The organism is Aphanothece sacrum FPU1 (assembly GCF_003864295.1).
GTDB lineage: Bacteria > Cyanobacteriota > Cyanobacteriia > Cyanobacteriales > Microcystaceae > Aphanothece_B > Aphanothece_B sacrum.
In genome coordinates this window covers 50544-74098 of the sequence record NZ_BDQK01000015.1, presented here as the reverse complement: position 1 = coordinate 74098, position 23555 = coordinate 50544, and the positions used below count along the sequence as shown (strand labels likewise).

General features: G+C 37.7%; 25 protein-coding genes and 1 tRNA gene. 18 read left to right on the top strand and 8 right to left on the bottom strand.

From position 1 onward, the window contains the following. Positions 1-182: 182 nt before the first annotated feature. The 5 genes from AsFPU1_RS18010 (at position 183) to AsFPU1_RS17995 (ending at position 3518) form a co-directional block, all read left to right on the top strand. Positions 183-833 (top strand): hypothetical protein, encoded by a 651-nt coding sequence (locus tag AsFPU1_RS18010; protein ID WP_125061156.1) that lies wholly within the window; start codon positions 183-185, stop codon positions 831-833. A gap of 8 nt (positions 834-841) precedes the next feature. Next, positions 842-1018 (top strand): hypothetical protein, encoded by a 177-nt coding sequence (locus tag AsFPU1_RS22760; RefSeq protein ID WP_174715390.1) that lies wholly within the window; start codon positions 842-844, stop codon positions 1016-1018. Beyond that, positions 1011-1280, top strand: coding sequence for a hypothetical protein (locus AsFPU1_RS18005; protein WP_125061155.1), 270 nt, complete (start codon positions 1011-1013; stop codon positions 1278-1280). The genes AsFPU1_RS22760 and AsFPU1_RS18005 overlap by 8 nt, the downstream gene beginning before the upstream one ends. A gap of 425 nt (positions 1281-1705) precedes the next feature. After that, entirely contained in the window at positions 1706-1933 is a 228-nt protein-coding gene (locus AsFPU1_RS22755) for a hypothetical protein (RefSeq protein ID WP_124974450.1), read from the top strand. A 394-nt stretch (positions 1934-2327) separates the two neighbouring features. Then, positions 2328-3518 (top strand): IS110 family transposase, encoded by a 1191-nt coding sequence (locus AsFPU1_RS17995; RefSeq protein ID WP_124974448.1) that lies wholly within the window; start codon positions 2328-2330, stop codon positions 3516-3518. A 581-nt stretch (positions 3519-4099) separates the two neighbouring features. Here the strand turns inward: AsFPU1_RS17995 and AsFPU1_RS17990 are convergent. Together AsFPU1_RS17990 and AsFPU1_RS17985 are read right to left on the bottom strand one after the other, a co-directional pair. Continuing rightward, a complete protein-coding gene (locus AsFPU1_RS17990; protein WP_124974446.1) occupies positions 4100-4489 on the bottom strand; it encodes a type II toxin-antitoxin system VapC family toxin in 390 nt (129 codons plus the stop codon). Beyond that, positions 4486-4713 (bottom strand): type II toxin-antitoxin system Phd/YefM family antitoxin, encoded by a 228-nt coding sequence (locus AsFPU1_RS17985; protein WP_124974444.1) that lies wholly within the window; start codon positions 4711-4713, stop codon positions 4486-4488. Before AsFPU1_RS17985 ends, AsFPU1_RS17990 begins: the two co-directional genes overlap by 4 nt. A gap of 190 nt (positions 4714-4903) precedes the next feature. On the opposite strand from AsFPU1_RS17985, the gene chlP reads away from it, so the two are divergent. Next, a complete protein-coding gene (gene chlP / locus AsFPU1_RS17980) occupies positions 4904-6124 on the top strand; it encodes a geranylgeranyl reductase (RefSeq protein WP_227873499.1) in 1221 nt (406 codons plus the stop codon). 60 nt (positions 6125-6184) lie between these two features. On the opposite strand, the gene AsFPU1_RS17975 is transcribed toward chlP, so the two are convergent. From AsFPU1_RS17975 to galT, 5 genes are all read right to left on the bottom strand, one after another. Continuing rightward, positions 6185-9091 carry a S8 family serine peptidase gene (locus tag AsFPU1_RS17975; protein WP_124974440.1) on the bottom strand — a complete coding sequence of 969 codons (2907 nt, stop codon included), beginning with the start codon at positions 9089-9091 and terminating at the stop codon, positions 6185-6187. A gap of 74 nt (positions 9092-9165) precedes the next feature. After that, complete coding sequence (locus AsFPU1_RS17970) at positions 9166-9579, bottom strand: response regulator (RefSeq protein WP_124974438.1); 414 nt, start codon at positions 9577-9579, stop codon at positions 9166-9168. Positions 9580-9602: 23 nt separating this feature from the next. Next, entirely contained in the window at positions 9603-11918 is a 2316-nt protein-coding gene (locus AsFPU1_RS17965; RefSeq protein ID WP_124974436.1) for a GAF domain-containing sensor histidine kinase, read from the bottom strand. A 398-nt stretch (positions 11919-12316) separates the two neighbouring features. After that, positions 12317-12673, bottom strand: coding sequence for a hypothetical protein (locus AsFPU1_RS17960; protein ID WP_124974434.1), 357 nt, complete (start codon positions 12671-12673; stop codon positions 12317-12319). 237 nt (positions 12674-12910) lie between these two features. After that, positions 12911-13915, bottom strand: a complete 1005-nt coding sequence (gene galT, locus AsFPU1_RS17955; protein WP_124974432.1) for a galactose-1-phosphate uridylyltransferase — start codon at positions 13913-13915, stop codon at positions 12911-12913. 332 nt (positions 13916-14247) lie between these two features. Here galT and AsFPU1_RS17950 point away from each other — a divergent pair, with 332 nt between their 5' ends. From AsFPU1_RS17950 to AsFPU1_RS17940, 3 genes are all read left to right on the top strand, one after another. Continuing rightward, a complete protein-coding gene (locus AsFPU1_RS17950; protein WP_124974430.1) occupies positions 14248-14835 on the top strand; it encodes a hypothetical protein in 588 nt (195 codons plus the stop codon). Positions 14836-15055: 220 nt separating this feature from the next. Continuing rightward, positions 15056-16336 carry an aspartate aminotransferase family protein gene (locus AsFPU1_RS17945; RefSeq protein WP_438357511.1) on the top strand — a complete coding sequence of 427 codons (1281 nt, stop codon included), beginning with the start codon at positions 15056-15058 and terminating at the stop codon, positions 16334-16336. Positions 16337-16901: 565 nt separating this feature from the next. Further along, on the top strand, positions 16902-17972 hold the full coding sequence (locus tag AsFPU1_RS17940) for a potassium channel family protein (protein WP_124974428.1): 1071 nt from the start codon (positions 16902-16904) through the stop codon (positions 17970-17972). A 152-nt stretch (positions 17973-18124) separates the two neighbouring features. On the opposite strand, the gene AsFPU1_RS17935 is transcribed toward AsFPU1_RS17940, so the two are convergent. Then, positions 18125-18197 (bottom strand) — tRNA-Arg (locus AsFPU1_RS17935). Positions 18198-18454: 257 nt separating this feature from the next. Between AsFPU1_RS17935 and AsFPU1_RS17930 the strand changes: the two genes are divergently transcribed. The 9 genes from AsFPU1_RS17930 to AsFPU1_RS17890 all read left to right on the top strand — a co-directional run bounded on the left by AsFPU1_RS17930 (position 18455) and on the right by AsFPU1_RS17890 (position 23153). After that, positions 18455-18793, top strand: a complete 339-nt coding sequence (locus AsFPU1_RS17930) for a RebB family R body protein (RefSeq protein WP_124974426.1) — start codon at positions 18455-18457, stop codon at positions 18791-18793. 132 nt (positions 18794-18925) lie between these two features. Then, on the top strand, positions 18926-19255 hold the full coding sequence (locus tag AsFPU1_RS17925; RefSeq protein WP_124974424.1) for a RebB family R body protein: 330 nt from the start codon (positions 18926-18928) through the stop codon (positions 19253-19255). 135 nt (positions 19256-19390) lie between these two features. Continuing rightward, positions 19391-19711, top strand: a complete 321-nt coding sequence (locus AsFPU1_RS17920; protein WP_124974422.1) for a RebB family R body protein — start codon at positions 19391-19393, stop codon at positions 19709-19711. 131 nt (positions 19712-19842) lie between these two features. After that, a complete protein-coding gene (locus tag AsFPU1_RS17915) occupies positions 19843-20172 on the top strand; it encodes a RebB family R body protein (RefSeq protein ID WP_124974420.1) in 330 nt (109 codons plus the stop codon). A gap of 134 nt (positions 20173-20306) precedes the next feature. After that, positions 20307-20654, top strand: a complete 348-nt coding sequence (locus AsFPU1_RS17910) for a RebB family R body protein (protein ID WP_124974418.1) — start codon at positions 20307-20309, stop codon at positions 20652-20654. Positions 20655-20844: 190 nt separating this feature from the next. Further along, positions 20845-21285 carry a RebB family R body protein gene (locus AsFPU1_RS23190; protein WP_227873497.1) on the top strand — a complete coding sequence of 147 codons (441 nt, stop codon included), beginning with the start codon at positions 20845-20847 and terminating at the stop codon, positions 21283-21285. A gap of 132 nt (positions 21286-21417) precedes the next feature. Continuing rightward, positions 21418-21648: a RebB family R body protein gene (locus AsFPU1_RS17900; protein WP_125061154.1), complete on the top strand. Its 231-nt coding sequence runs from the start codon at positions 21418-21420 to the stop codon at positions 21646-21648. A gap of 299 nt (positions 21649-21947) precedes the next feature. Continuing rightward, positions 21948-22763 (top strand): RebB family R body protein, encoded by an 816-nt coding sequence (locus tag AsFPU1_RS22860; protein WP_124974416.1) that lies wholly within the window; start codon positions 21948-21950, stop codon positions 22761-22763. 51 nt (positions 22764-22814) lie between these two features. Further along, on the top strand, positions 22815-23153 hold the full coding sequence (locus tag AsFPU1_RS17890) for a hypothetical protein (RefSeq protein ID WP_124974414.1): 339 nt from the start codon (positions 22815-22817) through the stop codon (positions 23151-23153). Positions 23154-23555: the final 402 nt, after the last annotated feature.

Sequence of the window (23555 nt, the reverse complement as noted above, 5' to 3'; positions counted from 1 at the left end):
AGGTGTTTAATTAAAAATTAGGCTATTGAGTGACACAAGCAAACTTTTTACCATTACAGTTTCCTATTGTCTTTAAGTCTAAGGGGAATTATTAATAGGCTTGAATTTCCCCTTATTTCTTCCCTCAAATTGTTCCCTAATTAGGGATTGTTCCCTAACTTACTCAACTTTAGGTCTTTATTATGGACGCTAATCCTCAAACTCTCTTAAAAGGTCTTTGCTCTCGTATTTTTCACAATGGACATGAAATAAGTTGTCAGGACTTTTTGCCCCGTGTCTACATGGATCAAGAGGTTTATGAGATTTTACCCAACTACTTACAACACATTCTAAATGTCATTACGGAGCAAGTAGATAACGGTAAATGGCTAGAATTAGATGAGGCCATAGAATTATTTCATCGCTCATCCTTTTCTTGGCTATATATGGGAGCAATCGCACAAGTTGTTAAAGAGTTGAAAATTTATCAAGGTAAATTTAAGACCTTTAAAGATTTTTGTGAAAAAGCCCTAGACCGTAGCAGAAGTTATATAGAACGGCTTATTAAAGCTTCTAAAATCGTAATAGAATTAGCACAGATGGGCTTTAGTAAATTACCAGTTAATGAGGCACAAGCACGGCCATTAACTAAGTATCAGGGGGATGAATTAGCGGATAGATGGAATGAGGTTATTCACACAATACCCTCTCATTTAATCACGGCTGAAATTGTTGAGGAGAGAATGGATGAAAAGAAAGAATATGCCTATCGAAGTATTAAGATACCTAGAAAAGTATGGGACGAATTTGAAGCTAAAGTCTTAGATAAAGGAGTAATCCAAAAAAGGAACTAGAGAAGCTTTTGGGAGAATGGGAACCCGAAGAAGAAACACAAGATGAGGAGGTATTAGAGGATGAAATAATAGAACCTGTTACGGTTGAACAGGTTAACCGATGGCTAGACGACCTTGAGAATCTCTGCGCAAGCTATGACTTGCAACAATTACAACGCTTGTACAATACGGTAAATTATGCCTAAAATGGGTTTTTCGGGTTACTTTACCGCTTATACTAAGCTAAAGTCAGATTTTAAACCTTTACAAAAAATTTTCCCTGATGGAATTCCCGTACTTTTCATCCAAAAAATAGAGGGTAAATTATCCGATGAGATAACCTACTTTTGGGAGATACCAGAGGAAGTATTAACCGAAGAAGAAAAAGTAAAAACTTATGAATTTTTTGCGATTTTAAATGGTTTGTCAATTGAAAAATTGACATCCACACAGCTAAACAATTCCTAACACATCTTTAAGAATGGTTCTTTCTCGATCCTTAGAGAAAATTGATATCGAATTGGAATACTTTAAACAATTAGTCTTTAAACAAGCAACGCTTAACAAAGACAATTTTAAGGTCTCTTTCAATTACACTCAATTACACTTAGTTAATGTGTCTTGTTGTCTAGCAATTGCTTCAAAGGCTTTTTGAAGAATATCATCTGTGTTTAATAAAAGATGCTAGTGACTCATTTACAGAATTTTTGACCGAAAATTGTGAGGAGTTAAAAACTTTCTATGAGGAGATTAAAAAGGGTACTTTAACCAAGAATTTAACGAGACATAAGGAATAATAAATCCCTCACTGAATTAATTTTGCAAGTTACAGTGAGGGATACTCAAACGTCCTTTCGTTTAATTGTTTAAACCTATTTTGATGATAACACAAAATGACTGATATTAATCTATCCATACCTCAATTTGTTCTAATTCCTTACACAGTTAAAGAGAAGGAATGCTTCACTATGATTAACACCTTTGAGATAGCAGAAGTTAACGATGATGGGGAATTTATACGACTTAAATTAAGAAATGGTTCCCCTCGCATCTTTTCTGACAAAGAACGTCAAATTGTTATTGAACAATTGATGAAGTTTCACATCAATAACAATAAGTAATTACTAACTAAGTGATTGTTACAATTTGAAACAATTCACTAGGGACAAACTTACTGATAAAGTTGAGTGCGATCGCTCTCCCATCTGATGAGACTGGTTAGCTACCAGTTGAAATGTTCCCTAACTTTTGGGGACATCATGGGAAGCTTCCAAACCTTCCCGTCTTTCTGTTTAGGACTGTTTTAGGGCTGTAAGGAGGAAACAGGCTTCGGCTTTTACATCTTCGTCGGCTCGGACAGTTTTAACGGAATGCTCAAATCAGTTAGCTTGAGTCATGCTTGAGCTAAAACGGCTGTAACAGGGAAATAGGCTCACTTTTTGTTCGGGCTTTTGGGTGATTCATCGGCTTTTGGTTTGGGGTGTTTGGAAAATTCACTATCACCTGATTAAAACTATGAGAGTCGTTGGTATGGACATCGGCAACGGAACGGCAGTCTGTTGTCTACTTGACGTGCTGCCGAACGAACCTAGACAATTTTATATAGATCGAAGTCTTTATCATCATTTTGAGGCTAATTCCTCCGATGTTAAAGCGTTACTCGCACTCAAGCCAGATATCGCGGTCTTAGAACCTACAGGAGTTAATTACTCTAAAATATGGTCAACGGTTTTGATTGATCACGGCATTGAGGTTAGACTTATAGGACATAATGCCCTAGCGACTCATCGAGATCATCTGGGTTTACCCGATAAGGAAGATGAGACAGATAGTTTTGCCCTCGCGCATTATGGATTAAGTAACATTGATCGTCCTAAAAAATTCTTGATCATTCGAGATAAAGTCACTCAACGAGTTAGGGAATTAAGTTTAAGACTTGAGCATCTTAATCGGGTACAAAATCCGATTATCAATCGAATGCGTCAAGATTTATCATGGCAATTCCCAGAAATTAGCCATCAAGCTATCCGTCGTAGCGGTTATACTGTGCCTATTTTCTATCGATGGCTCGCGGGTTTAAGACCTTGGAAACGGTACGATAACTTATACGAAAAGACGATAGGGTTAGGGTTAACTGATACGGTCAGAAAGCACGCTAAACGATTAATTGACCTTCAATCAGAAGAAATTGAGATAGAGCAAGAGTTAACCGAATTAATGCAGCATGAACGGTTTAAACCTTATCTAAAAGTGTTAATTAAGTTTGGATTTGGAAAAAGACAACAAGCAATTTTAATCAGTCAGATTTATCCGTTTGAGAATTTCTTAGATGAAGATAACAAGCCGATTGTAGTCTTTAAACCAGCGACCAAACGCAGCAAGAATAAATACACTAAAAGGTATTTATCAAGACGTAGATTTGAGAAAATGTTAGGGGTTGCGCCTACTGAGTCATCAAGCGGCAAGAAGCAAGAAAAAAAGGTTAGGTTTGGTTCTGACTTGTGCCGTAAGACGTTGTGGCAATGGATATTTACTAGAGTTGAAACCACAAAAGGAAGAAGGAATAATGATGTCTTAAAAGACCTTTATGAGTGGATGCACGACCCGCAAAGGAAAGGAACACCCATCAGGTTGTTAAGACTAAAAACAGCATCTAAAGGCGTTCGGATGCTGTTCGATCATTTAGTCTTGGAGTTATGCACTTAATGTCTTAAATAATAAACCCCTAGACTTAGTGTGTCCAGGGGTTTATTGTTAAGAGGTAAAAGCTTCTACAGGGAAGATGTTATCCGAGAGAAGATTTTATTAAATTAGCTGACTATATCGAAACCAAAGCAGGGTTAGAGATCTTAAGAAATTGATTCTACCGAACTTGTTATGTTAAATCAACGTCTACAAACAAACCTTATGTCTGATGCTATATGAACGAAGCCTCCGAAGGGAGGCTAAATTAAACCCGCGTAGGCGGGTTTTGTCCTTTCTGAAATAAATTCATTGGGTAAATCTAAATTTTCTTGAATGCTTGAAGTTTCGGAGGATATATTCAGATTATTTTTAATTGGATTTGCTAATACATTTTGTGCAAAAAAGCAAGTCATGATCAACAAAAATAAATGAGAATAATGTCTTATGTTACAAAATCTCGAAAGGTGGGTTACGGCGCGGATAGGAAAACTAGATTATAATTCACAAATTATGACCCGCGCCTAACCCACCCTACGATATATAAGATTTTGTTATCACCACAGGTACGGGAGAGCCGAGTTGACAGAGTTAAGTTAATTGTTTTACCATTGGCGATCAATTTCATAAAGATCTAATTTTTGATCAATGCTAATAATTGAAAGCTTTTCAGACATAGCTTGAGCAATAATGAGGCGATCAAAAGGATCTCGATGATATAAGGGTAAGTCGGTATAAATTGAGAGGTGATTTAGGCTAATCGGAAGAATTCCAATTTGATTAAGGGCTAGTTGTTGAGGGATAAATTGTTGATAGTTTGTGGCTAAAATGAGTTTTTTAAGGTTGACTTTGATGGCGATTTCCCAAAGACTTGCAATACTAACTAATAATTCATTCTCGGATTCTAGCAAGTTAATAGCAGTTTGACTAAGTTCTGGGCTGTCGTTAACAAACCACAGAAAAGTATGAGTATCTAGCAATAACGTTAAGGTCATTCCATATACTCCTGAAAATCCCCTAATGATTCATCAAAGTCTGACGCAAATTGAATTTGTCCTTTGGCACTACCGCGTTTTCGATGTTTTTTTGTAGGAATCATGGGGCTTAATTTTAAGATGGGTAGGCTATCACGGGTAATAATAATTTCTTCTCCTGTCAGGGCGATTTGCATGAGTTGAGGGAGTTGGGTTTGGGCTTGGGTGATGTCAATTAGTTTCATAATATTTTCCTCAGTTATAGAAATTTTAGATCATATGAAACTTTCGCAAGAGGTCTAATGATTAAGCAATGTAACAAAAATTGTTAAGCTCTATTTCAAATTTGGCAGATTTTGACCGATCGCCGTATTTCAAGTCAAGGTACATGATAGGATGCAATCCGTAATCGCTTCTGGAAATAGGAGAATAGCCTTGGTTTTACGGGTCGCTGTTGTCGGTTCAGGGCCGGCTGGATCTTCCGCCGCCGAAACATTAGCAAAAGCTGGGATTGAAACCTATCTATTTGAACGCAAATTAGATAATGCTAAACCTTGCGGTGGTGCCATTCCCCTGTGTATGGTCAGTGAATTTGATCTACCACCAGAAATTATAGATCGACGGGTCAGAAAGATGAAAATGATCTCCCCGTCTAACATTGAAGTTGATATTAATCTCGATCGCGAAGACGAATATATCGGGATGTGTCGTCGAGAAGTTCTTGATGGCTTTTTACGCGATCGCGCTGCAAAATTAGGAGCTAACCTAATTAATGGCACGGTTTATCAATTAGATATTCCTTCAAATAATACCGATCCTTATACCCTCCATTACGCCGATCACTCCAATGGAAACTCCAAAGGAGAGATGAAAACCCTCAAAGTAGACGTAGTTATTGGGGCAGATGGGGCTAACTCCCGCATTGCTAAAGCCATTGATGCGGGGGATTATAATTATGCGATCGCCTTCCAAGAGCGCATTCGTTTACCTCAAGATAAAATGGCTTATTATGAAGACTTGGCTGAGATGTATGTGGGTAAAGATGTTTCCCCCGACTTCTACGCTTGGGTATTCCCGAAACATGACCACGTAGCAGTGGGTACGGGAACCATGAAGGTCAATAAAGCCATTATAAAAGACCTACAAGCCGGAATTCGCGCCCGTGCTGCCCGTAGACTCGAAGGGGGCGAAATTATTAAGGTGGAAGCACACCCCATCCCTGAACATCCCCGTCCTCGTCGTGTAGTCGGTCGTGTAGCCTTAGTTGGAGACGCAGCAGGGACTGTTACTAAGTCTTCTGGGGAAGGTATCTATTTTGCGGCTAAGTCAGCCCGGATGTGTGCAGAAACCATCGTAGAGATGACGAATGCGGGCCAACGTATTCCCACGGAAGATGAGTTAAAAATCTATCTCAAACGTTGGGATAAACAATATGGTATGACTTACCTGGTTTTAGATATTCTACAACGGGTATTCTATCGCACTGATGCTTCGCGGGAGGCTTTTGTCGAAATGTGTTCTGATAAGGATGTCCAACGGATGACTTTTGATAGTTATTTGTATAAAACCGTTGTTCCTGCTAACCCCTTAGTTCAGATGAAAATTACCGCTAAAACTATCGGTAGTTTATTACGGGGTCATGCGTTAGCTCCTTAATTAAAGTTAGTTTAAGTTAAATGTTAGGGTGGGCCATGCTTACCCTATTTTTTTGCTCACTTAATCTATTCCTAAACCACCGGAAATAACGAGAGCATAATCTTGAGTATCTTCGTTAACGTCAGAACCTATAACAGTAACCGTCCATTCTCCAATTTCTGGAGATTCTACTACGATTCCTTCCACATTATTAACGATATCAGGTTTTCCTGTTTCCTCAAAGTCATTGCCGAGATAATCTTTTGCGGTAGGACTACTTAATTTTAAATTCAGATTATTTACCAGTTCATTCCCTGGATAATCGCTATAAACTAATGTAACTTTCAGGGGTACGCTTAAATCCCTAACTTGTAGCTGATACTGACGAGATTCGTCTGTTTGTAACCCTTCAAACTCATCAATAAACTTGACTTTAGTTGGCGCAGGAGGATTAAGAACTTGAGAAAGGTTAATTCTGCCCCATCCCTGTTCATTATCTGGCCATTCCTCGGAGGAAGGATGTTTGTAGCGATAATTAATTAGTTGCGCTGAGTGAATCAATATTCCTTTGACGAGGGCCGCACTAGGATCAATAATATTCTCTTGTTCTCGCAAATATTGGCGCACCAATGCTGCGCATCCTGCAACTAAAGGAGTGGCCATTGAAGTTCCCCCCATGTACATATAATGGCGTTTTGCGGGAGTAAATGCTCCCCAAGCAAAGTTATTATTAGCAATTTGGGAAGAACGAGTTGATAAAATAAAGGTTCCTGGGGCAATCACATCGGGTTTACGGCGACCATCTTCGCAAGGGCCTCGACTACTAAAAGCCGCAATATCATCAAGGGAATTTGCCATATTATCTGATTTAATCGGGTCATGAGGAAATTTATCGGGCCACCACTGACCATAAGTATCCGTAAATTCTCCCTCGCGCTGATTTTCTGAAGCACCAACGGTTAAACAGTTTTTCGCCGTACCAGGAGGGGTAACACTTTTTTGATCAATGCCGATAGCTGAAGAACGCTGTTGTCCGTCATTACCTGCTGCAACCAGAACGAGAAAATCCTTATGTTCCCAAACAAATTCATCTAATTGTTCAGATTGTCTACCATACTCTCCAAATTCTCCCCCACCCCAAGAATTAGAGTGAATTCGCGCTCCATTATGATAAGCTTCTTCAAAAAGGTCAGATAAATTCTCTGGAATACCATATAAACCAGATTTGGGCGGCGTGTCTCCATAATTTTGGATATAGAATAAAGTTCCATCAAGCGTCCATTGGGGGACTTGTTCAATCGCTTGAAAGATTAAATTTGCTTCGGTTGCCATTCCAGCAGGTATATGAGGAAGTCCTAATTCTTGCGCCACTTGTCCATTACCAAGCGCACTGCCTGCGACATGGGTGCCATGACCGGAATATTGGTCTATGGGGGGGTCTTGATGACCAAAATTTGAAATAAAGTCTTCTGGTAAGGTAGTAATGGGATAACTGGTTAGTAAATTAACTCGTCCTTGAAAGTCAGGATGAATGGTTTCCCTGTCTCCTGTATCGAGTCCCGTATCAGCAATGGCAATGATTTCTCCTTTTCCTGTTAAGGATAGGTCTGTGGGTTGAGGATGAGGGTTAGAAGGAATGACGTTTTTGCCGATAACATAGCGTGCTTGCTCATTAAATAGTCTGGGAATGGTTTTTTCTTCTACTGATTGTAATCCCGTTAATCGAGTAATAGTCATAAAAGAGTTTAAAGCATTGGCATCTTTACTAACGTCAACGACTAAGGTTTTTTTACCTGGACGATTAGTAATACGGATACCTTGGTTTTCTAATTCCTGCGCCCCTTGATTACGATCTTCTTCTGTGAAAAAATCGGCAATCAAAATCCCTGGTACAGTATTTTTTCTCTGATGATCATTTGGTTGGGATTTAGCTGCTTGAATTCTTGCTTGGGCGATCGCTTTTTTGAGATCTTGTTCTGTAGCGTTGGCAGGGGTTTGATGAAGGTTTTGTAGGTTTTGAGGATTAACCCGAATGGTTGGGGTATAGGGTCTAATATCTTCAACCCCTTCTACATTACTTTTAATTTGTTTAATTATCTCCTTATTGGGGACAGAAGCAACGATTTCTCTGCGACCAATGGGTCGTAAAATAGTTGCACCAAGAGTCTCGATTTGACGTTTCCAGTCTTCAAGAATGGGCAGATTAAAATAGATTACTTGATCTCTGTGATCTCGCATGGTTTCCTCTGGGTTAGTCTGTTTAATAGATACACTGTTGGGGAGTATTGTTTCGGATGTAAATTTTACAGGGGGTAAAATTTCTACTGCATAACGTGCTTTAATTTCTGTGATCATAGCAGTGGTAGCTAAAACGATCACAAAATGCTTATAGTTACGAATAATATCTATTTTAGGCGTTATTTTTTTGATGTCATCTTCTGAACAGAAAATTCGGTATTTTTGCAATGGTTGTCTATTCGCAATTGCTTCTATCGTAATATTGAGTAAATCAGATTTATAGGGTGGCTTTTTGCTGATTCTTTGTAAAAATCCTAATTCTTCTTCTTGACCTTGTTCATACATCCACATCAAAGTCCTTTCAAATTCAAGTAAATCTGAAGGAGCAAATAAGGTAACTATTCTTTGAATTTTTTCAATATCAAATCTAATTCTACTAATTAAGTCATTTAACTCATCTGATTCAGGATGGCTTTCTTTTCCAACTAGATTCAGGGTTTTCAGAGATTCCTTCTCACATAGCTTCATCTCACTTGTGTCTTTCTGATTAAGATGATCTGGTTGAGTAATAACTTTTTGATACGTTCTCTCTAATATGGCACGCTTATCATCTAAGTCTTCTAGAACTTCACTTTGTTTTGATTCTGGTATTGTTTTATCACTTATAACACGCTTACTAAGCATTTCAAATTTGTTAGATATTGTAAATTCATTAGTAGAAGAAAACAAACTGGGTTGATTTATACTCATATCGATTACTCAGTAGTCTATACCAAATATGAAATTAACTGTATCTAATATTTTATTTGACATTTTATCTTAAGCTAAGATAAACTTAACATTTCTTTAACTTCTTCTACAAATTGATAAGGTAAAGTCTCTATTTTTTGAAGAAATTTACTTCTAGGATTATTCTCAATTTCTTCTTCTATTTCTTGGTCATTTATTTGAGAAAGATTACTGAAAATAATAATCGGCAAGTTCTTATCGTTTTCTCTAATCTTTTTATAGAAGACAATGCCTGTCCTTAATCCTCCATTGATCCCTGGTTCTCTAGATAGTTGTCCACTCGCCATCATAATGTCAAGAATCAAAAGTTCTATTTGTTCTTTCTTTTTATCAAAGTATTCTAAAGCATCATCAATGTTTCCAACTAATTCAACTTGATAATTACATAATTGTAATTCCTCAATATAAACTCTCATTCTTTCTAGTTCATCATCTACAATTACAAACATTCGATATCTCCTTGATTGCTTTTTTATAGTTTTGGTGGTTGTTTTGGCAGAACGATATGAAACTCTGTTGGATTACCATTATACTTTAAGAGTAAGTTTCCTCCTAATTGTTTCATAATATTTTTGGAAATTGACAAACCAAGTCCCGAACCCAATACATCCATTGCTTGTGCTTGAAAACTACGAAATCCTTGCTCAAATATTTTATCCCGATCATCTTCGTTTATTCCTATTCCCCAATCTTGGAATTTAATAATAAAGCATTCTTTCTGTTCCTCCACTTCTAATGAAACTCTAAATTGAGTATAATCTTTTTTAAGAGAGTTAGGAAATTCTTTAGAGTATTTAATGGCATTTATAAGAATATTATAAACTACTTGATTAAGTTTGGCTCTATCTGTACAAATATTTATTTTGTCAATATCTTCTGACTTATAAGATACGTTATGAGGCAGTTTATGATCTTTAAGAGTAGGACTCAATTGATTAATTGTTTTAATAATAATATCTTTAAATACATTGGTCTTTGTAAACCGTAACTTACGAGAATTAGGAGTTCCTAATAAATATTCTAATTCTCCCACTTGATTAACTAAAATTTCTGAATCCGTTAAAATATCTTTTAATTTGATAATAATATAATCTTTATCCTGTTTTTCAATTTTGTTTATTTGATCGTTAATTTTGTGACGTAATAGGAAATCAACATTACTTCTAATTCCACCAATAGGGGACTTAAATTCGTGCATGATTTTATCAATCATTCCTGCTCTTAGTCTTTCCAGAAAATTAACAGAATAATCTATCAAACTCTGGATAATTTGAATATCTTCTTCATAAATATATTTACGATATCTTTTTTCATAGCCAACTTCAATAGTTCCTATGACTAAATTAGTAGAAGGTTCAATCATGGGAATAAATACTCTAATTAAATCACCATGTTTATATTTATCATAAATCTCCTCATCAAATCGTTCATCAAATTCATCAATAACTTCTATTTCTCTGTTTTTAATAATATCTGATTGAATATCATTACTTTGTAAAGAATGTGATACTTCTTTCTTAAATTCTTCTTGAGCATCTTTGGACAAAAATCTGCCAGCAACATATTCACTTTGAATAGCAGTTTGTTCAGGATTAATTAAAGAAATATTAATCAAGGTGAATTGTAACATATTAGTAATTGATTCAATAATAATCTCAATAATTTTATCGTAGTTTTTTGCCTCAAAAATTTGTTTTTCAATTCTTCTTAATTGTTTAATTTTCTGTTCAGATTGTATTCTTTCTAAGCGAGTAGCCGCAAAACGAGCTAATAACCAGAGACGTTCTTTATCATTTTCAGAAAAGGCATTTTCTTTATCACTTTCTAGATTAATAACCCCAAAAGATTTAGAACCTAATTGCATTTCTTTACCAATTCTAACGGGAATGTCATTAATCACAATAGGAAGATCTAACTCTGAAACGGTGTCTGAATTATGTTTAATATAAATACTTTCCAAGGGAGAGTTATTAATATCATTAACAAGAATCGGTTTTTCTTCTTCAATCGCTTTACCTGTAATACCAATTTTTTTCTTTTTATTGATAGAAGATTTTCGGACTTCTTGTTCTGAATTTTCTTCTTGATTAGCTGTTTTTAGTTGACCAGTTGCATGATCTAATTTACTTACCCAAATGTATTTAAAATCAACTAACTTTGATGCTCCTTTTTCTAAAAGTTTCCATAGGTCATTGTCTGCATATTTTTGAGTCATCTCTAGCATAATATGTATTAATTTTTGTAATTTTTTTCTATCTTCGGATTCTAATTTGTAGATAGCAGATACAGCACAATTTCCTAGTATTTTAAAAATCTTTCTTTTTGCTTTCGTAAAAGAAAAATGTTGATTTGTCTTTTTAATCAATAAGTCAACCAATCCTACTAATCTTTGTTCGCTTTTTAACACTAATGTGCCGATAGAAAACCACTGCCTTTTTTCAATTTCTTCTTTAGATATTAGTCGAAAATTTATTTGTTTTAGGTCTTTTATATAAAAAACTTTATTTTTTACACTAGAATTATTTAAGTTAAAATTACGCTTAATCGTCGGATGATTTAAGTTAAGCTCAATTTTTTTATATTCGTCATCCACTTCTTGAGAAGCATAACCCACTTGAAACTTTTGCTCTTTTTCATTTAATATCCACAGAATACAACTATCTACATTTAAGATCAGGCAAATTTTATCAGGTAACTGTAGTAAAAAATCATGGGGAGATAAGTAAGCTAAATTATCTGATAACTCACTTAACTTTTCTAGTAAAGACTGATTGTTATTATTGTTCATTCGCCTAGTAATTTTGGTTCTAACGGACAAGTTATACTAAATTATCACAAATAATAGACTTTAACTCTAAAGAGTTAAGCTATACAAACAAAGGTTGCCTACGCAACCTATAATTTAGTCCGCGCAGGCGGACTTAGTTTTTATAGGATCAGACTTTAGTCTGTCATTAATTATTAGTTAACCATAGTAAATCCGGTAAAACCGTAATTTTGAAATAATTCTTAATATTGATTCTGATGAGCAATTATTAGGGTAAGATTGGGTATATTTTCGAGATAAAAATCAATTTTTTTAGGGACTTAATATAATTGTAGGGGCTTAATACCATTAAGCCCTCCAGATTTTATGCTATATTCAACTGTTGTACTTAAGTCCTAAATCAAATCAATAATTAACCTCTAAGAAAGTTTTAAAATTGCTGTTCTTTTCACCATTCTAGATAACCAAGGTTCATCTTGTTTTGATTGCATGATAACCCAACTATTTAACCCAATACAAACAGTTCCCAAAGCCAGTAAAATAAATGTGGGGGATTTAACTACACCCACTATCCACCAACTAGCAACATGAAGCAATAAAATCATAGCGAAACTAATCCCAATCATAACCGATGTTAGTAATTGAAAACGAGGTGGCTTAGTTACCACAAAAATTAAACTAAGTAAAGTTGTTAATAAATTAGCCGGAACTAAAAAAGCACAAATGCCAATACAATGACTCCGAGAAAATTCCCCAAGGGAAACAATATCAAACATAGATTAAACCTAATGAGTAATAAATCAAGAATTTAGTTGCTTACTTACCATTATATATTAATTTGACCCAAATTTTTGTCACAAATGATTCATAAGTAGGCAGGGATTATAAAGTAGGTAGAGAAAATTAATTATATCAAATTTGTAGGGGCAGGTTTTGTAGGGGCGGGTTTTTTACATAAATCAATGATTCTCACCAAAAAACTAGATAAACCCGCCCTGTTTTTTTTTACATTGCTAATTATTCATCCTTAAAAACGCTGCATCAGCTTCAGGAATTGAAGGATTAATACTCATTCCAGACCCTAATTCAAATCCGGCAGGAGTGGTTAAACGGGGTCTGATTTGACAATACCAATGTAACTGAGGTTCTTCTGCTTTGTAGCGAGCGGCAGTATTAATTACATAATTGTAATCAGGATTATTTAATTTATTATATAAACGACTTAACACATCTTTTAAGATCATAGCAAAAGCCGTCTTTTCTTCCGGTGTAATACTCCCAAAATCTGCTTGATGATGTCTAGGAATAATCCAAATTTCAAAAGGAACTTCTGCCGCAAAAGGAACAAAAGCGACAAATAAATCATTTTCAACAATTATTCTTTTTTGCTCTTCAATTTCAAAGTTTAATATATGACAATAAACACACTCAGCCCAATGGTCAAAATAGCGTTGTGCTTCCGCTTCTTGAATACGTCTATGACTGGGAACAATACTGGTAGCAATAATTTGAGAATGGGGATGACGCAAAGAAGCACCAGCCCCCTGACCATGATTCCTAAAAATAATAACCATCATAATTTTAGGATCAGCCATTAATTTTAAATAACGTTGACGGTAAGTTTCAATAATTATCTCAATTTCCCATACCGACATAGTAGCAATAGTTAGTTGATGGTCAGGACTTTCTATCACTACCTCATGATGACCATAACCAGGTATAGTCATATAAATTCCTTCTAATATTCGCTTAGGATTTTCATAAAAATTCAGTGCAGGAAATTTATTAGATACTACTCTAGTTTGCCAATTTGTAGACTCAGAATTGAACATTTCTAAAATACTTGGTTCAGGATGAGCATTATTTTGATGACAAAAAGGACAAGTATCCTGAGAATGATCAACTAGGGATTTTTCTTGACAAGCTTGTTGAAAATCTTGGGGACGTTTACGACGACTTGGTGCATAAATAACCCATTCTCCCGTCGCTTTATTAAGACGAATTTGACTGCTTTGCATAAGTTTTTCGAAAAGAAATAGTATCTATTTACACCAAGTATAAAAGATTGTAGCAAAAAGAACTGTCTATGATAAGCCATTCCTTAAAAATATGATCAATTTGAGAAATTATGTATACACTAGGAACAGGATGATCCAAAAGTCACCTTTAAAATACATCTAATTTGCTAGGGCTGATTGTATCATGACAAAAAAAAGAGGTTTCAATCCGCCTCTTTCAAGGGGATGTAAAACAGTGAACAGTTATCAAAACTTTTAACTGATAACTGATAACTGATAACTGTTCAAGCTACCGACTTGTTTGCTGTAGTAACTGATAACTGGTAACTGAAATGACCTATACAACTCAACAACTTATTAAAATTCTTGATAGTGAATTACGGGCCACCTGGAAAGGAGAAAGAGTTATCTTATCTTGTGAAGATCGTATCGATAATCCGGTGATTGCCAAAGCCCTGAATATGGAAAAAATGGGTAAAGTCTTTGCTTATCAAGATTTTCGTCGTCAGATTCATAAATATCAAATAGAACATCAGGTGTCAGGAATTATTTGGCGTGAATGTCACTATCAAAACCGTTCTTTAAGTTATCCAGAACTCCATAATCAATTAATTGCTGTTCCAGGAGATAAAGAAACTTTAATAGAGGCTAAAAAGTCCGTGATAAACTTTTGGTGGGATATGACAGAAGGCATGAATTTTTGGCTATCTGCTCATCGTCATCGTCCCATTTCTTTAGACTCATTAGAAGATTTTGTTCAAGAGGTAGAATGGGCCGAAATTGATGCTGCTAGAACAGAATTGTATCTAGGTTTATGTTGGGGAAATCCTCAAGAATATCAATATCAATGGGCTAAACCCAACTCAGGATGTCATCGCATTATTGCTGCCCTTGATGAACCCAGTTCCATTAAAGTTTAAGTCAGGAAAAACAAATAATCAAGATTTTTATTAACAAGTTATCCTCAAAATTTGATGTTATCAAAAAAACATGCTATAATAGTTTAAAGTGGTTGTTCGTTTGACTATAAAATTAGCTACTATGAAAATCTAGGGAAAAACTAAACAAACCCCAACTTTGTCCTTAAGTCTGATTACAATTGCGAATAAAGCGTAAAATGACTTTTCCCAGGAGCCAATTGTGAGCCAAAATACCCTACTAGACACCCCCTTTATCCCCTCAGAGTCTACCTTGAACCCAGTTTTTGACCCTCAAGAATTTGACCGCTACGTCATGCAAACCTATGGCCGGTTTCCTATCGCTATGGAACGAGGTCAAGGATGTCGTTTATGGGATACCCAAGGCAAAGAATATCTCGATTTTGTGGCAGGGATCGCTACTTGTACCCTAGGCCATGCCCATCCTACCTTAATCGCCACTGTAACCCAACAAATTCAAAAGCTACACCACGTTTCTAACTTTTACTATATCCCAGAACAAGGAGCCTTAGCTAAGTGGATTGTAGACCATTCTTGTGCGGATCGGGTCTTTTTCTGTAACTCAGGGGCCGAAGCTAATGAAGCAGCGATCAAACTAATCCGTAAATATGCCCATACAGTCTTAGATTTCCTGGAAAAACCCGTCATTTTAACCGCTAAAGCCAGTTTTCATGGCCGTACCTTAGCCACCGTTACCGCTACTGGGCAACCCAAGTATCAACAAGATTTTGACCCCCTCGTGCCTGGGTTTGCTTACGTCCCTTACAATGATATCAAAGCAGTTGAAAACGCGATCGCCGACTTAGATGAAGGCAATAGTCGAGTCGCGGCCATTATGTTGGAACCCCTTCAAGGAGAAGGAGGTATCCGTCCAGGGCAGTTAGACTATTTCTTGCGTCTACGGAAAATTTGCGATGAAAATAGTATTCTCCTTGTCTTTGATGAAGTGCAGGTAGGGGTAGGCCGTTCTGGTAAACTCTGGGGATACGAACATTTAGGGGTTGAACCCGATATCTTTACCAGTGCAAAAGGACTTGCTGGCGGTATTCCTATCGGGGCGATGATGTGTAAAGAATTTTGTAATGTCTTCACCCCAGGAACTCATGCTAGTACATTTGGAGGAAACCCTTTTGTTTGTGCCTCAGCTTTAACCGTGTTACAAACTATTGAAAAAGAGAATATTCTGCAAAATGTTCAACAACGAGGAGAACAATTACGCAGTCGTTTACGAGCGATCGCTAGTGCTTATCCTAACCTATTTACAGATGTTAGAGGTTGGGGTTTAATTAATGGCATTGAATTAAGTGAAACCATTTCTTTAACCTCTTTAGACATCGTTAAAGCGGCTATGGAAGAAGGATTATTATTAGCCCCTGCGGGTCCAAAAGTTTTACGATTTGTTCCTCCTTTAATTGTCTCTGAAGCTGAGGTTGATCAAGCTGCCAAACTCTTAGAAAAAGTAGTCGCTAAGCTGAATGTTTAAAGCCGTCATTATCCTATTGGTGGGTGTATATTCCGCCCACCAATAATTCTACTAATTAAATATTTAAGTAGGGTTAATTCATCAATTGACCCTATAGGTTACACTGAGGTATAAGTTAATTTTAAGTTAACAGTTCATTAAGATTTTTTTAGAATAGGTTAACTAATTAGCAATTCCTTTAATTCTTAATAAAATTTTGGCTATACTAGATGAAACTTTATGGATAATTGTTATAAATAGGTTTATGATTAATCAGGAGTTTTTATGAGTGACGATTCAACCAAACGTAAACTACTATCGGCTATTTCTCATATCTTAATTTTTTGGGTTCTACCGGACAAGTTATGTTAAATGATCACAGATAATAGACTTTAACTCGCTCAGAGTTAAGCTATACAAACAAAAGTTGCCTACGCAACTTATAATTTAGTCTGCGCTCATCGGACTTCGTTTCTATAGAATAAGGCTTTAGCCTTTCATTAATTATTTAGTTTAGCATAATTTGTCTGGTAGAACCCTTATTATTGGTAACTTATTGCTTATTAATTAAAGCAAGTGAGGGGAAATGACCGTTTATTCATTTGAAAAAAAATACCGACGCTTACGAAAAGAATTAATCGCTGGTGCATTAGTGTTAGGGAGTGTTTTTTTAAGCGGAACTTGTTGGTATTGGTTATTAGAAAAGTGGTCATTTATAGAAGCAGCTTACATGACCATGATTACATTATCAACAGTGGGGTTCATGGAAGTACATCCCCTCGATGATAAGTCTCGCTTGTTTACCATTGCCCTAATTTTAACAGGAGTCATTACTATTGGATATATTCTTAATAGGTTAACCGAAGCATTAATTCAAGGATATTTTCAAGAAGGCATTAAACAACGACAGGAGAAAAAAGTGATAGATACCTTAGAACATCATTGTATAATCTGTGGTTTCGGACGTACAGCACATCATGTAGCCTTAGAATTTATGTCCGAAGAAATTCCCTTTATTATTATTGAATCACGTCCTGAACCCGCCGAAGAAGCGAAATTACTCGGCTATATTGTTATTCAAGGGGATGCTACTCTTGACGAATCTCTGATTAATGCTAAAATTGACAAAGCAGTTTGTTTAGTATCTGCCTTGACTTCCGATGCAGAAAACCTCTATACTGTCTTATCTGCTAAAACCTTAAATCCCAAAATACGAGCTATCGCTCGTGCAAGTACGGAAGAAGCCGTGCTAAAATTACAAAGAGCCGGAGCAGATGCGGTAGTTTCTCCCTTTATTACTGGAGGAAGACGATTAGCCGCCGCCGCATTGCGTCCTCAAGTCATGGACTTTGTAGACGGAATTTTAACCGGGACAGATAGAGCATTCTACATGGAAGAATTTCTTATCGACCCCCGATTTTGTCCTTGTGTGGGACAAACTCTCAGCGAAGCTAAACTCAGATTACAATCAGGGGCTTTAGTCTTAGCCATTCGTCGTTCTGAAGGTAGTTTAATTGGGGGACCTACAGGAGAAACCCAATTAATGGCCGGAGACTTACTCATTTGTATGGGAACCCCAGAACAGTTACGGCTACTAAACCAGATTTTGGGTCCTATCAGACCCTCTCCTGCTGTACGTCCACCAAAACACCACTAATATCGACTGGGTGTAGGGGCGGGTTTATCTAACATACTTGTTATAATCTTAAATTTTGTGAAAAACCCGCCCCTACGGGGAGGAGGGAGAAATAACTCAAAATCATGAGGAGTCGGAAGCCCATAAAGAACTTCTGACTTCTACCATAATCACGGGCTTGGAGGGATTCGAACCCCCGACCTCGTGGTCCGTAGCCACGCGCTCTATCCACTAAGCTACAAGCCCTTATTATTGTCTACCATCACTAATTATAGCATAACCCCAATTAATTTGGCAAGGGGTCTACCAAAAATTTTTCAATCTGAAAAATTCACAATAATCTGGCTTAATTCGTTTTGTATTTAGACTGGTGAATAGGGCATCCAAGATGTATCTACTTACTCAATAGAGTTAATCTTGATACCTTTGATCGATAAGGAGAATAACTCCCACTCGACTCATTCATCGAGTCTAACTAACCATAGTTAATTGTCGAGGAAATTATGGCAGCTCCAGAAACAGTAAGCACACAAATTACTGATGCGGTTACTCAAGCTAATGTGAAAGTCCTTGGTGACTCTCCTGCAATGGCTTTGAGTAATCTTTATCAAACCATTTCCCAATCCTTGAGTTTATCAGCCCAAAATGCTGTGACCTCTCAACAACAGTCCAATATTGTCCATCAAGCTACCACCACTCAAGGAGTTAGCCTGTTGTACTCTGTGGACACTGCTGCTCTGGGTTCGGCTTCTAGCAAAGCATTACGGGCTGATACCCCCGATGTCTTGGCGAGTATCTTGGGAGTTGTGGAAGCTCTTAAAGATGTCGGCGGTAAAAAATAAGCTTAGGCTTTGTTTCTTCCTAGATAACCCATTTTAATACTAAAGGTTGTCACGGGTCATGACTCATGATACCCCATATTTAGTGTTTTGGGTTCTATATGGAATAACCATCCGTTAATTTACGAGGAAATTATGGCAGCTCCAGAAATAGTCAGCACACAAGTGACTGATGCTGTTACTCAAGCCAATGTAAAGGTTCTTGCTGAATCACCAGCAATGGCATTGAGTAACCTTTACCAAACCGTTTCTCAATCCTTGAGCTTATCAGCCCAAAATTCTGTGACGGCCCAGCAGCAGTCCAATATCATCCATCAGACAACCACCACTCAGGGAGTTAGTCTGTTGTACTCTGTGGACACAGCCAGTCTTGGCTCAGCATCTGGAAAGGCATTACGGGCTGATACCCCTGATGTCTTAGGGAGTATCTTGGGAGTTGTGGAAGCTCTCAAAGATATAGGTTAGTCATTGGCCGATGCGTTCAACAACGGGTAACACATCTAAGACTAAAGGGAATAACTGGTCATAACTTATTTATACCATATCTTTAGTTTTTTGTGTGCCTAGTAGTGAACAACCATTATTAATTTAGAGGAAATTATGGCAAATACAGTCAGCACAGTGATCACCGATGCAGTAACTCAAGCCAATGTGAAGGTTCTTGCGGAATCTCCTGCCATGGCTTTGAGTAACCTGTACCAAACCATTTCTCAATCCTTGAGTTTATCAGCCCAAAATGCTGTGACGGCTCAACAACAGTCTAATATTGTCCATCAGACAACCACCACCCAAGGGGTGAGCTTACTGTACTCCATGGGAACAGCAACAACGGCATCAGCATCGGGAAAAGCATTACGGGCTGATACTCCCGATGTTTTAGCCAATATTCTATCCGTTGTTCAAGCTCTCAAAAATGGTTAAATAGCCTCTTGATGTGTTCATCAATCGGTCACACATCTAAAATAAAAGAGTACAAGAGCGATGATTACGCCTGTGCCTCACCTTAAATTTTTGTGTCCTGTGATGAAATCATTTTAAATTAAGAGGAAATTATGGCAGCCCCAGAAACAGTCAGCACAATGATCACTGATGCAGTAACTCAAGCCAATGTGAAAGTTCTTGCGGAATCTCCCGCCATGGCTTTGAGTAATCTGTACCAAACCATGTCCCAATCGTTGAGTTTATCAGCCCAAAATGCTGTGACGGCTCAACAACAGTCTAATATTGTCCATCAAACCACCACCACCCAGGGGGTGAGCTTGCTGTACTCCATTGACACAGCGACTACTGCCTCAGCGACTGGTAAATCCCTCAGAGCCGATACTCCCGATGTTTTAGCGAATATTCTATCGGTTGTTCAAGCTCTCAAAAATGCTGGTTAAATAGCTTCACTTATAGATTCATCAATAGGTTTTCCATCTAGGACTAAAGGGAGTAACTGGTCATTACTCTAGTCAAGTTCACTTGATGCCTTGGTGTCCTGTGATGAAACCCATAGTTAATTTTCGAGGAAATTATGGCAGATACAGTCAGCACACAAATTACCGATGCGGTTACTCAGGCTAACGTGAAAGTTCTTGGTGACTCTCCCGCTATGGCCATGAGTAATCTTTATCAAACCATGTCTCAATCGTTGAGTTTATCAGCCCAAAATGCTGTTACGGCTCAGCAACAGTCTAATATTGTGCATCAGGCTGCTACTACCCAGGGGGTTAGTCTGCTGTACTCTGTTGATACCGCTAGTATGGCAGCAGCTACCAGTAAAGCCATGGGGGCTGATACTGCTGATCTCTTAGCTAATATTCTGGCTGTTGCCCTTGCGCTTAAAGATATTAACAAACCATCTGCTCCACCTGCTACATAGTAAATTACTGTCTGAGTTAATCTTGACGTTATTTTCAAGAGTTTGTCAGACTGTGTTCTGAAAAATCGGGGTCAATGGCGAAAGGAATATTTTTTGACCTTGCTCCCCATATTGTAACGGGATTGAGGCTAGTATCAAAAACCTTTCGCCTTGGTCGATTCATTTTTCCCACATAATTAGGTGATCAATCATGACTGAAATCAATTCAGAAAAGTTGGACTTGGGTGATCATAATCGGGAGAGAACGGAAGTAACCTCAGAAATATTTGAGTTTGGTGATGTCACTGTGGAAGTGCAAGTTGAAACTAGGGTTGATGATGATCAACCATGTGACGAGGAACCTTCTGATCAGCCAACTTTAACTCCTACGGTGATTCCTTCTAATGCTGAGTCTCCTGCTATGGCCATGGGGAGTGGTTATCAAATGTTTTCTCAGTCTATGTCTATGTTGGTGCAGAATGCGGTGGACGCTCAACAGCAACTGACCATTACCCAACAGACAGCAACAAGCCAGGAATTACAACAATTTATCTGGCCTAAAGCGATCGCATCCCCTTTGAATTCCCAAAATTCCCTAGATAATTTGCAAGGAATCATTGCTATGTTGACATCCTTAAGCAAAAAGTCGTAATCTCCTTAATTCGTTCATAAAGTCAATTAAATTAAATTATGAGGTTTATTGAGCCATCCTGATCATAGACAAAAACTTCGTCTGATAGCACAATAGAAGAGTTAAAAGCACTCTAAAATCAAGGAATTTATCATGGCAGATCTGGTTAACGCTCAGATTACTGATGCGATTACTCAAACCAATGTCAAGGTACTGGGTGAGGCTCCGGCCCAATCAATGGGTATGGTATATCAGACAATGGCTCATTCTTTGAGTCTGTCGATGCAGAATGCTGTTACTGCTCAAACGGGGATGCAACAGCTAAATGCCGCCATTATTTCTACGGCTTGCCAGAAAATTTTGTCTTTAACCGACAAAACTTGAGCAAAATTGGTTTCTGGTCAATCTTTTCGCCTAATAATCTCGAAACTCTTTTCGGGAGCGTCCATTGATAACTTGAAAGTAGTTAAGTCGGTGAATGACAGTTTATTCATCACTTTTAGTAGTGCCAATATTTGATTGAGTGCCACCCGACGAAAATAACTCACTCATAGTACCATTGAGTTTAAAGAGAATGTTTGATCTAACAGGATGTCTTTGTTTAACCTTGTCTATCTTCTGTAGGTAGTAGCCTGCAAGTCACTCAAAATCTTGTCTGGCATTCAATATCAAAGGAAAGAGTCATGACAGAGACAGCAACCGTCAATAGCCAGATTACCGATGCCGTCACCCAAACTAATGTTAGTGTGGTGGGTGAAGCTCCGGCTCAATCTATGGCCATGGTCTATCAATCCATGGCCCATTCCATGAGTTTACTCATGCAAAATTCTGTATTAGCCCAGGGTGGGATGCAGCAAATCAATTCTGCTGTAGTCGCTACCGCTTGTCAGCGTATTATGACTTTACCAAGTCAAAAGGCGGCTCCGATGCTATTACCATCTTCAGGGCAAGGGCAGTTACCAGGAGGAGGCACATCAGGAGGAGGCACATCAGGAGGAGGCACATCAGGAGGAGGCACATCAGGAGGAGGCAAAACAGGAAGTCTAGTCCCTGGAACTAGCTTTCTAACAAAGCCCACTGATGCACAAGATGATACTATTCCTGCCAATGAAAAAAGGGCCATGATTCGACAAGCGGCTAATGATGCTTTGAAAGCAGCAGAAGCGGCTACACAGGCATCGGCTGATTACGCTCAGGCTCAAGAAATAGCCGAAAATCATCTGAATAATGCTACTTCTGATGATGGTGGTGTGTCTATCAACAAAGCTAAAGCCGCTAGTATGCATTCCCATAAAGCCGCAGCAGAATCGAAACAAGCCTCAAAAGCGTCAGAAAAGGCAGACGTTTTGTACGCGAAAGTCTTTGATAGTGAGGATATGGAGGAAATAACTAACTATCTTCAACAGCTAAGAGAGGAGCGAGCAAAGGCTGAAAAGGCTAGAGATCAGGTTAAGTCCTATTTACAACAAGTACAAGCTCTTGAAAGTCAAAATGGTTAATTTATGTGGATTGAGTGAGGGTAATGTACAACAAGGAGTTTTTAGATTATTATGAGTGATCCGATTAAGGGTGATATCATCCAAATCAATAACCTTTCTCCGAGTGTGGTCAAAACGGAGGGGGCAGGAAAGGCTTATCAATCAGTGGCTCAATCCATGGCCCTAGCGGTTCAAGATGCCACTGACTATCTTCGCAATATTAGCACAATCGCTAGTACCGCCGTCGCTGTGGCCACAGAGATGATGATTGCTAATCCTGAAGAACTAGGGCAATATATCGAAATTATTAACAAGGCGCAAGATACGGTTAATAAGGCGGCAACAACCTTTCAGAAGATTGGTACGGATGCGGGTCAAGTGCTTGAAGACTTTCCTTCTGGTTCTGATTGATGACTACTGCCCAACAGATCTGTTAAAATTCTTGAAAGGAATGTGAAAAAAATGTGAACAGTCTTTCTTGGTCTTCTTTTCTTGGTCATGTCGCCGGAAAAGACCCCTGGCTTTTGTTTCAACTATTTTGTGTCTCCCTCAGTCCACCATACAAACAGGCTGAGGGTAGCACACTATATATGGTGTTTTAGTTAATGAATTTCATATAATTACTGACAGGCAAGATGCCTGTTCCACAAGTGTTTATAATTCAGATTTTTTTTTAATTAAATTAATATATTTGACTGAAAGATATAACTCTATATCTGGGGGATGGGCATTAGTGTAATCTGATTCAAGCTGTATGCTTTATATTGGATGTAAATGTACTAAAATCAGATTACCTGATACTGTCGGAGCTTA

What these genes read in the sequence shown, in the direction of transcription:
- AsFPU1_RS18010 (WP_125061156.1), top strand. Translation starts at nt 183, where the DNA reads ATGGACGCTAATCCTCAAACTCTCTTAAAAGGTCTTTGCTCTCGTATT.
- AsFPU1_RS18005 (WP_125061155.1), top strand. Translation starts at nt 1,011, where the DNA reads ATGCCTAAAATGGGTTTTTCGGGTTACTTTACCGCTTATACTAAGCTA.
- AsFPU1_RS22755 (WP_124974450.1), top strand. Translation starts at nt 1,706, where the DNA reads ATGACTGATATTAATCTATCCATACCTCAATTTGTTCTAATTCCTTAC.
- AsFPU1_RS17995 (WP_124974448.1), top strand. Translation starts at nt 2,328, where the DNA reads ATGAGAGTCGTTGGTATGGACATCGGCAACGGAACGGCAGTCTGTTGT.
- AsFPU1_RS17990 (WP_124974446.1), bottom strand. Translation starts at nt 4,489, where the DNA reads ATGACCTTAACGTTATTGCTAGATACTCATACTTTTCTGTGGTTTGTT.
- AsFPU1_RS17985 (WP_124974444.1), bottom strand. Translation starts at nt 4,713, where the DNA reads ATGAAACTAATTGACATCACCCAAGCCCAAACCCAACTCCCTCAACTC.
- AsFPU1_RS17975 (WP_124974440.1), bottom strand. Translation starts at nt 9,091, where the DNA reads ATGAGTATAAATCAACCCAGTTTGTTTTCTTCTACTAATGAATTTACA.
- AsFPU1_RS17970 (WP_124974438.1), bottom strand. Translation starts at nt 9,579, where the DNA reads ATGTTTGTAATTGTAGATGATGAACTAGAAAGAATGAGAGTTTATATT.
- AsFPU1_RS17965 (WP_124974436.1), bottom strand. Translation starts at nt 11,918, where the DNA reads ATGAACAATAATAACAATCAGTCTTTACTAGAAAAGTTAAGTGAGTTA.
- AsFPU1_RS17960 (WP_124974434.1), bottom strand. Translation starts at nt 12,673, where the DNA reads ATGTTTGATATTGTTTCCCTTGGGGAATTTTCTCGGAGTCATTGTATT.
- galT (WP_124974432.1), bottom strand. Translation starts at nt 13,915, where the DNA reads ATGCAAAGCAGTCAAATTCGTCTTAATAAAGCGACGGGAGAATGGGTT.
- AsFPU1_RS17950 (WP_124974430.1), top strand. Translation starts at nt 14,248, where the DNA reads ATGACCTATACAACTCAACAACTTATTAAAATTCTTGATAGTGAATTA.
- AsFPU1_RS17940 (WP_124974428.1), top strand. Translation starts at nt 16,902, where the DNA reads ATGACCGTTTATTCATTTGAAAAAAAATACCGACGCTTACGAAAAGAA.
- AsFPU1_RS17930 (WP_124974426.1), top strand. Translation starts at nt 18,455, where the DNA reads ATGGCAGCTCCAGAAACAGTAAGCACACAAATTACTGATGCGGTTACT.
- AsFPU1_RS17925 (WP_124974424.1), top strand. Translation starts at nt 18,926, where the DNA reads ATGGCAGCTCCAGAAATAGTCAGCACACAAGTGACTGATGCTGTTACT.
- AsFPU1_RS17920 (WP_124974422.1), top strand. Translation starts at nt 19,391, where the DNA reads ATGGCAAATACAGTCAGCACAGTGATCACCGATGCAGTAACTCAAGCC.
- AsFPU1_RS17915 (WP_124974420.1), top strand. Translation starts at nt 19,843, where the DNA reads ATGGCAGCCCCAGAAACAGTCAGCACAATGATCACTGATGCAGTAACT.
- AsFPU1_RS17910 (WP_124974418.1), top strand. Translation starts at nt 20,307, where the DNA reads ATGGCAGATACAGTCAGCACACAAATTACCGATGCGGTTACTCAGGCT.
- AsFPU1_RS23190 (WP_227873497.1), top strand. Translation starts at nt 20,845, where the DNA reads ATGACTGAAATCAATTCAGAAAAGTTGGACTTGGGTGATCATAATCGG.
- AsFPU1_RS17900 (WP_125061154.1), top strand. Translation starts at nt 21,418, where the DNA reads ATGGCAGATCTGGTTAACGCTCAGATTACTGATGCGATTACTCAAACC.
- AsFPU1_RS22860 (WP_124974416.1), top strand. Translation starts at nt 21,948, where the DNA reads ATGACAGAGACAGCAACCGTCAATAGCCAGATTACCGATGCCGTCACC.
- AsFPU1_RS17890 (WP_124974414.1), top strand. Translation starts at nt 22,815, where the DNA reads ATGAGTGATCCGATTAAGGGTGATATCATCCAAATCAATAACCTTTCT.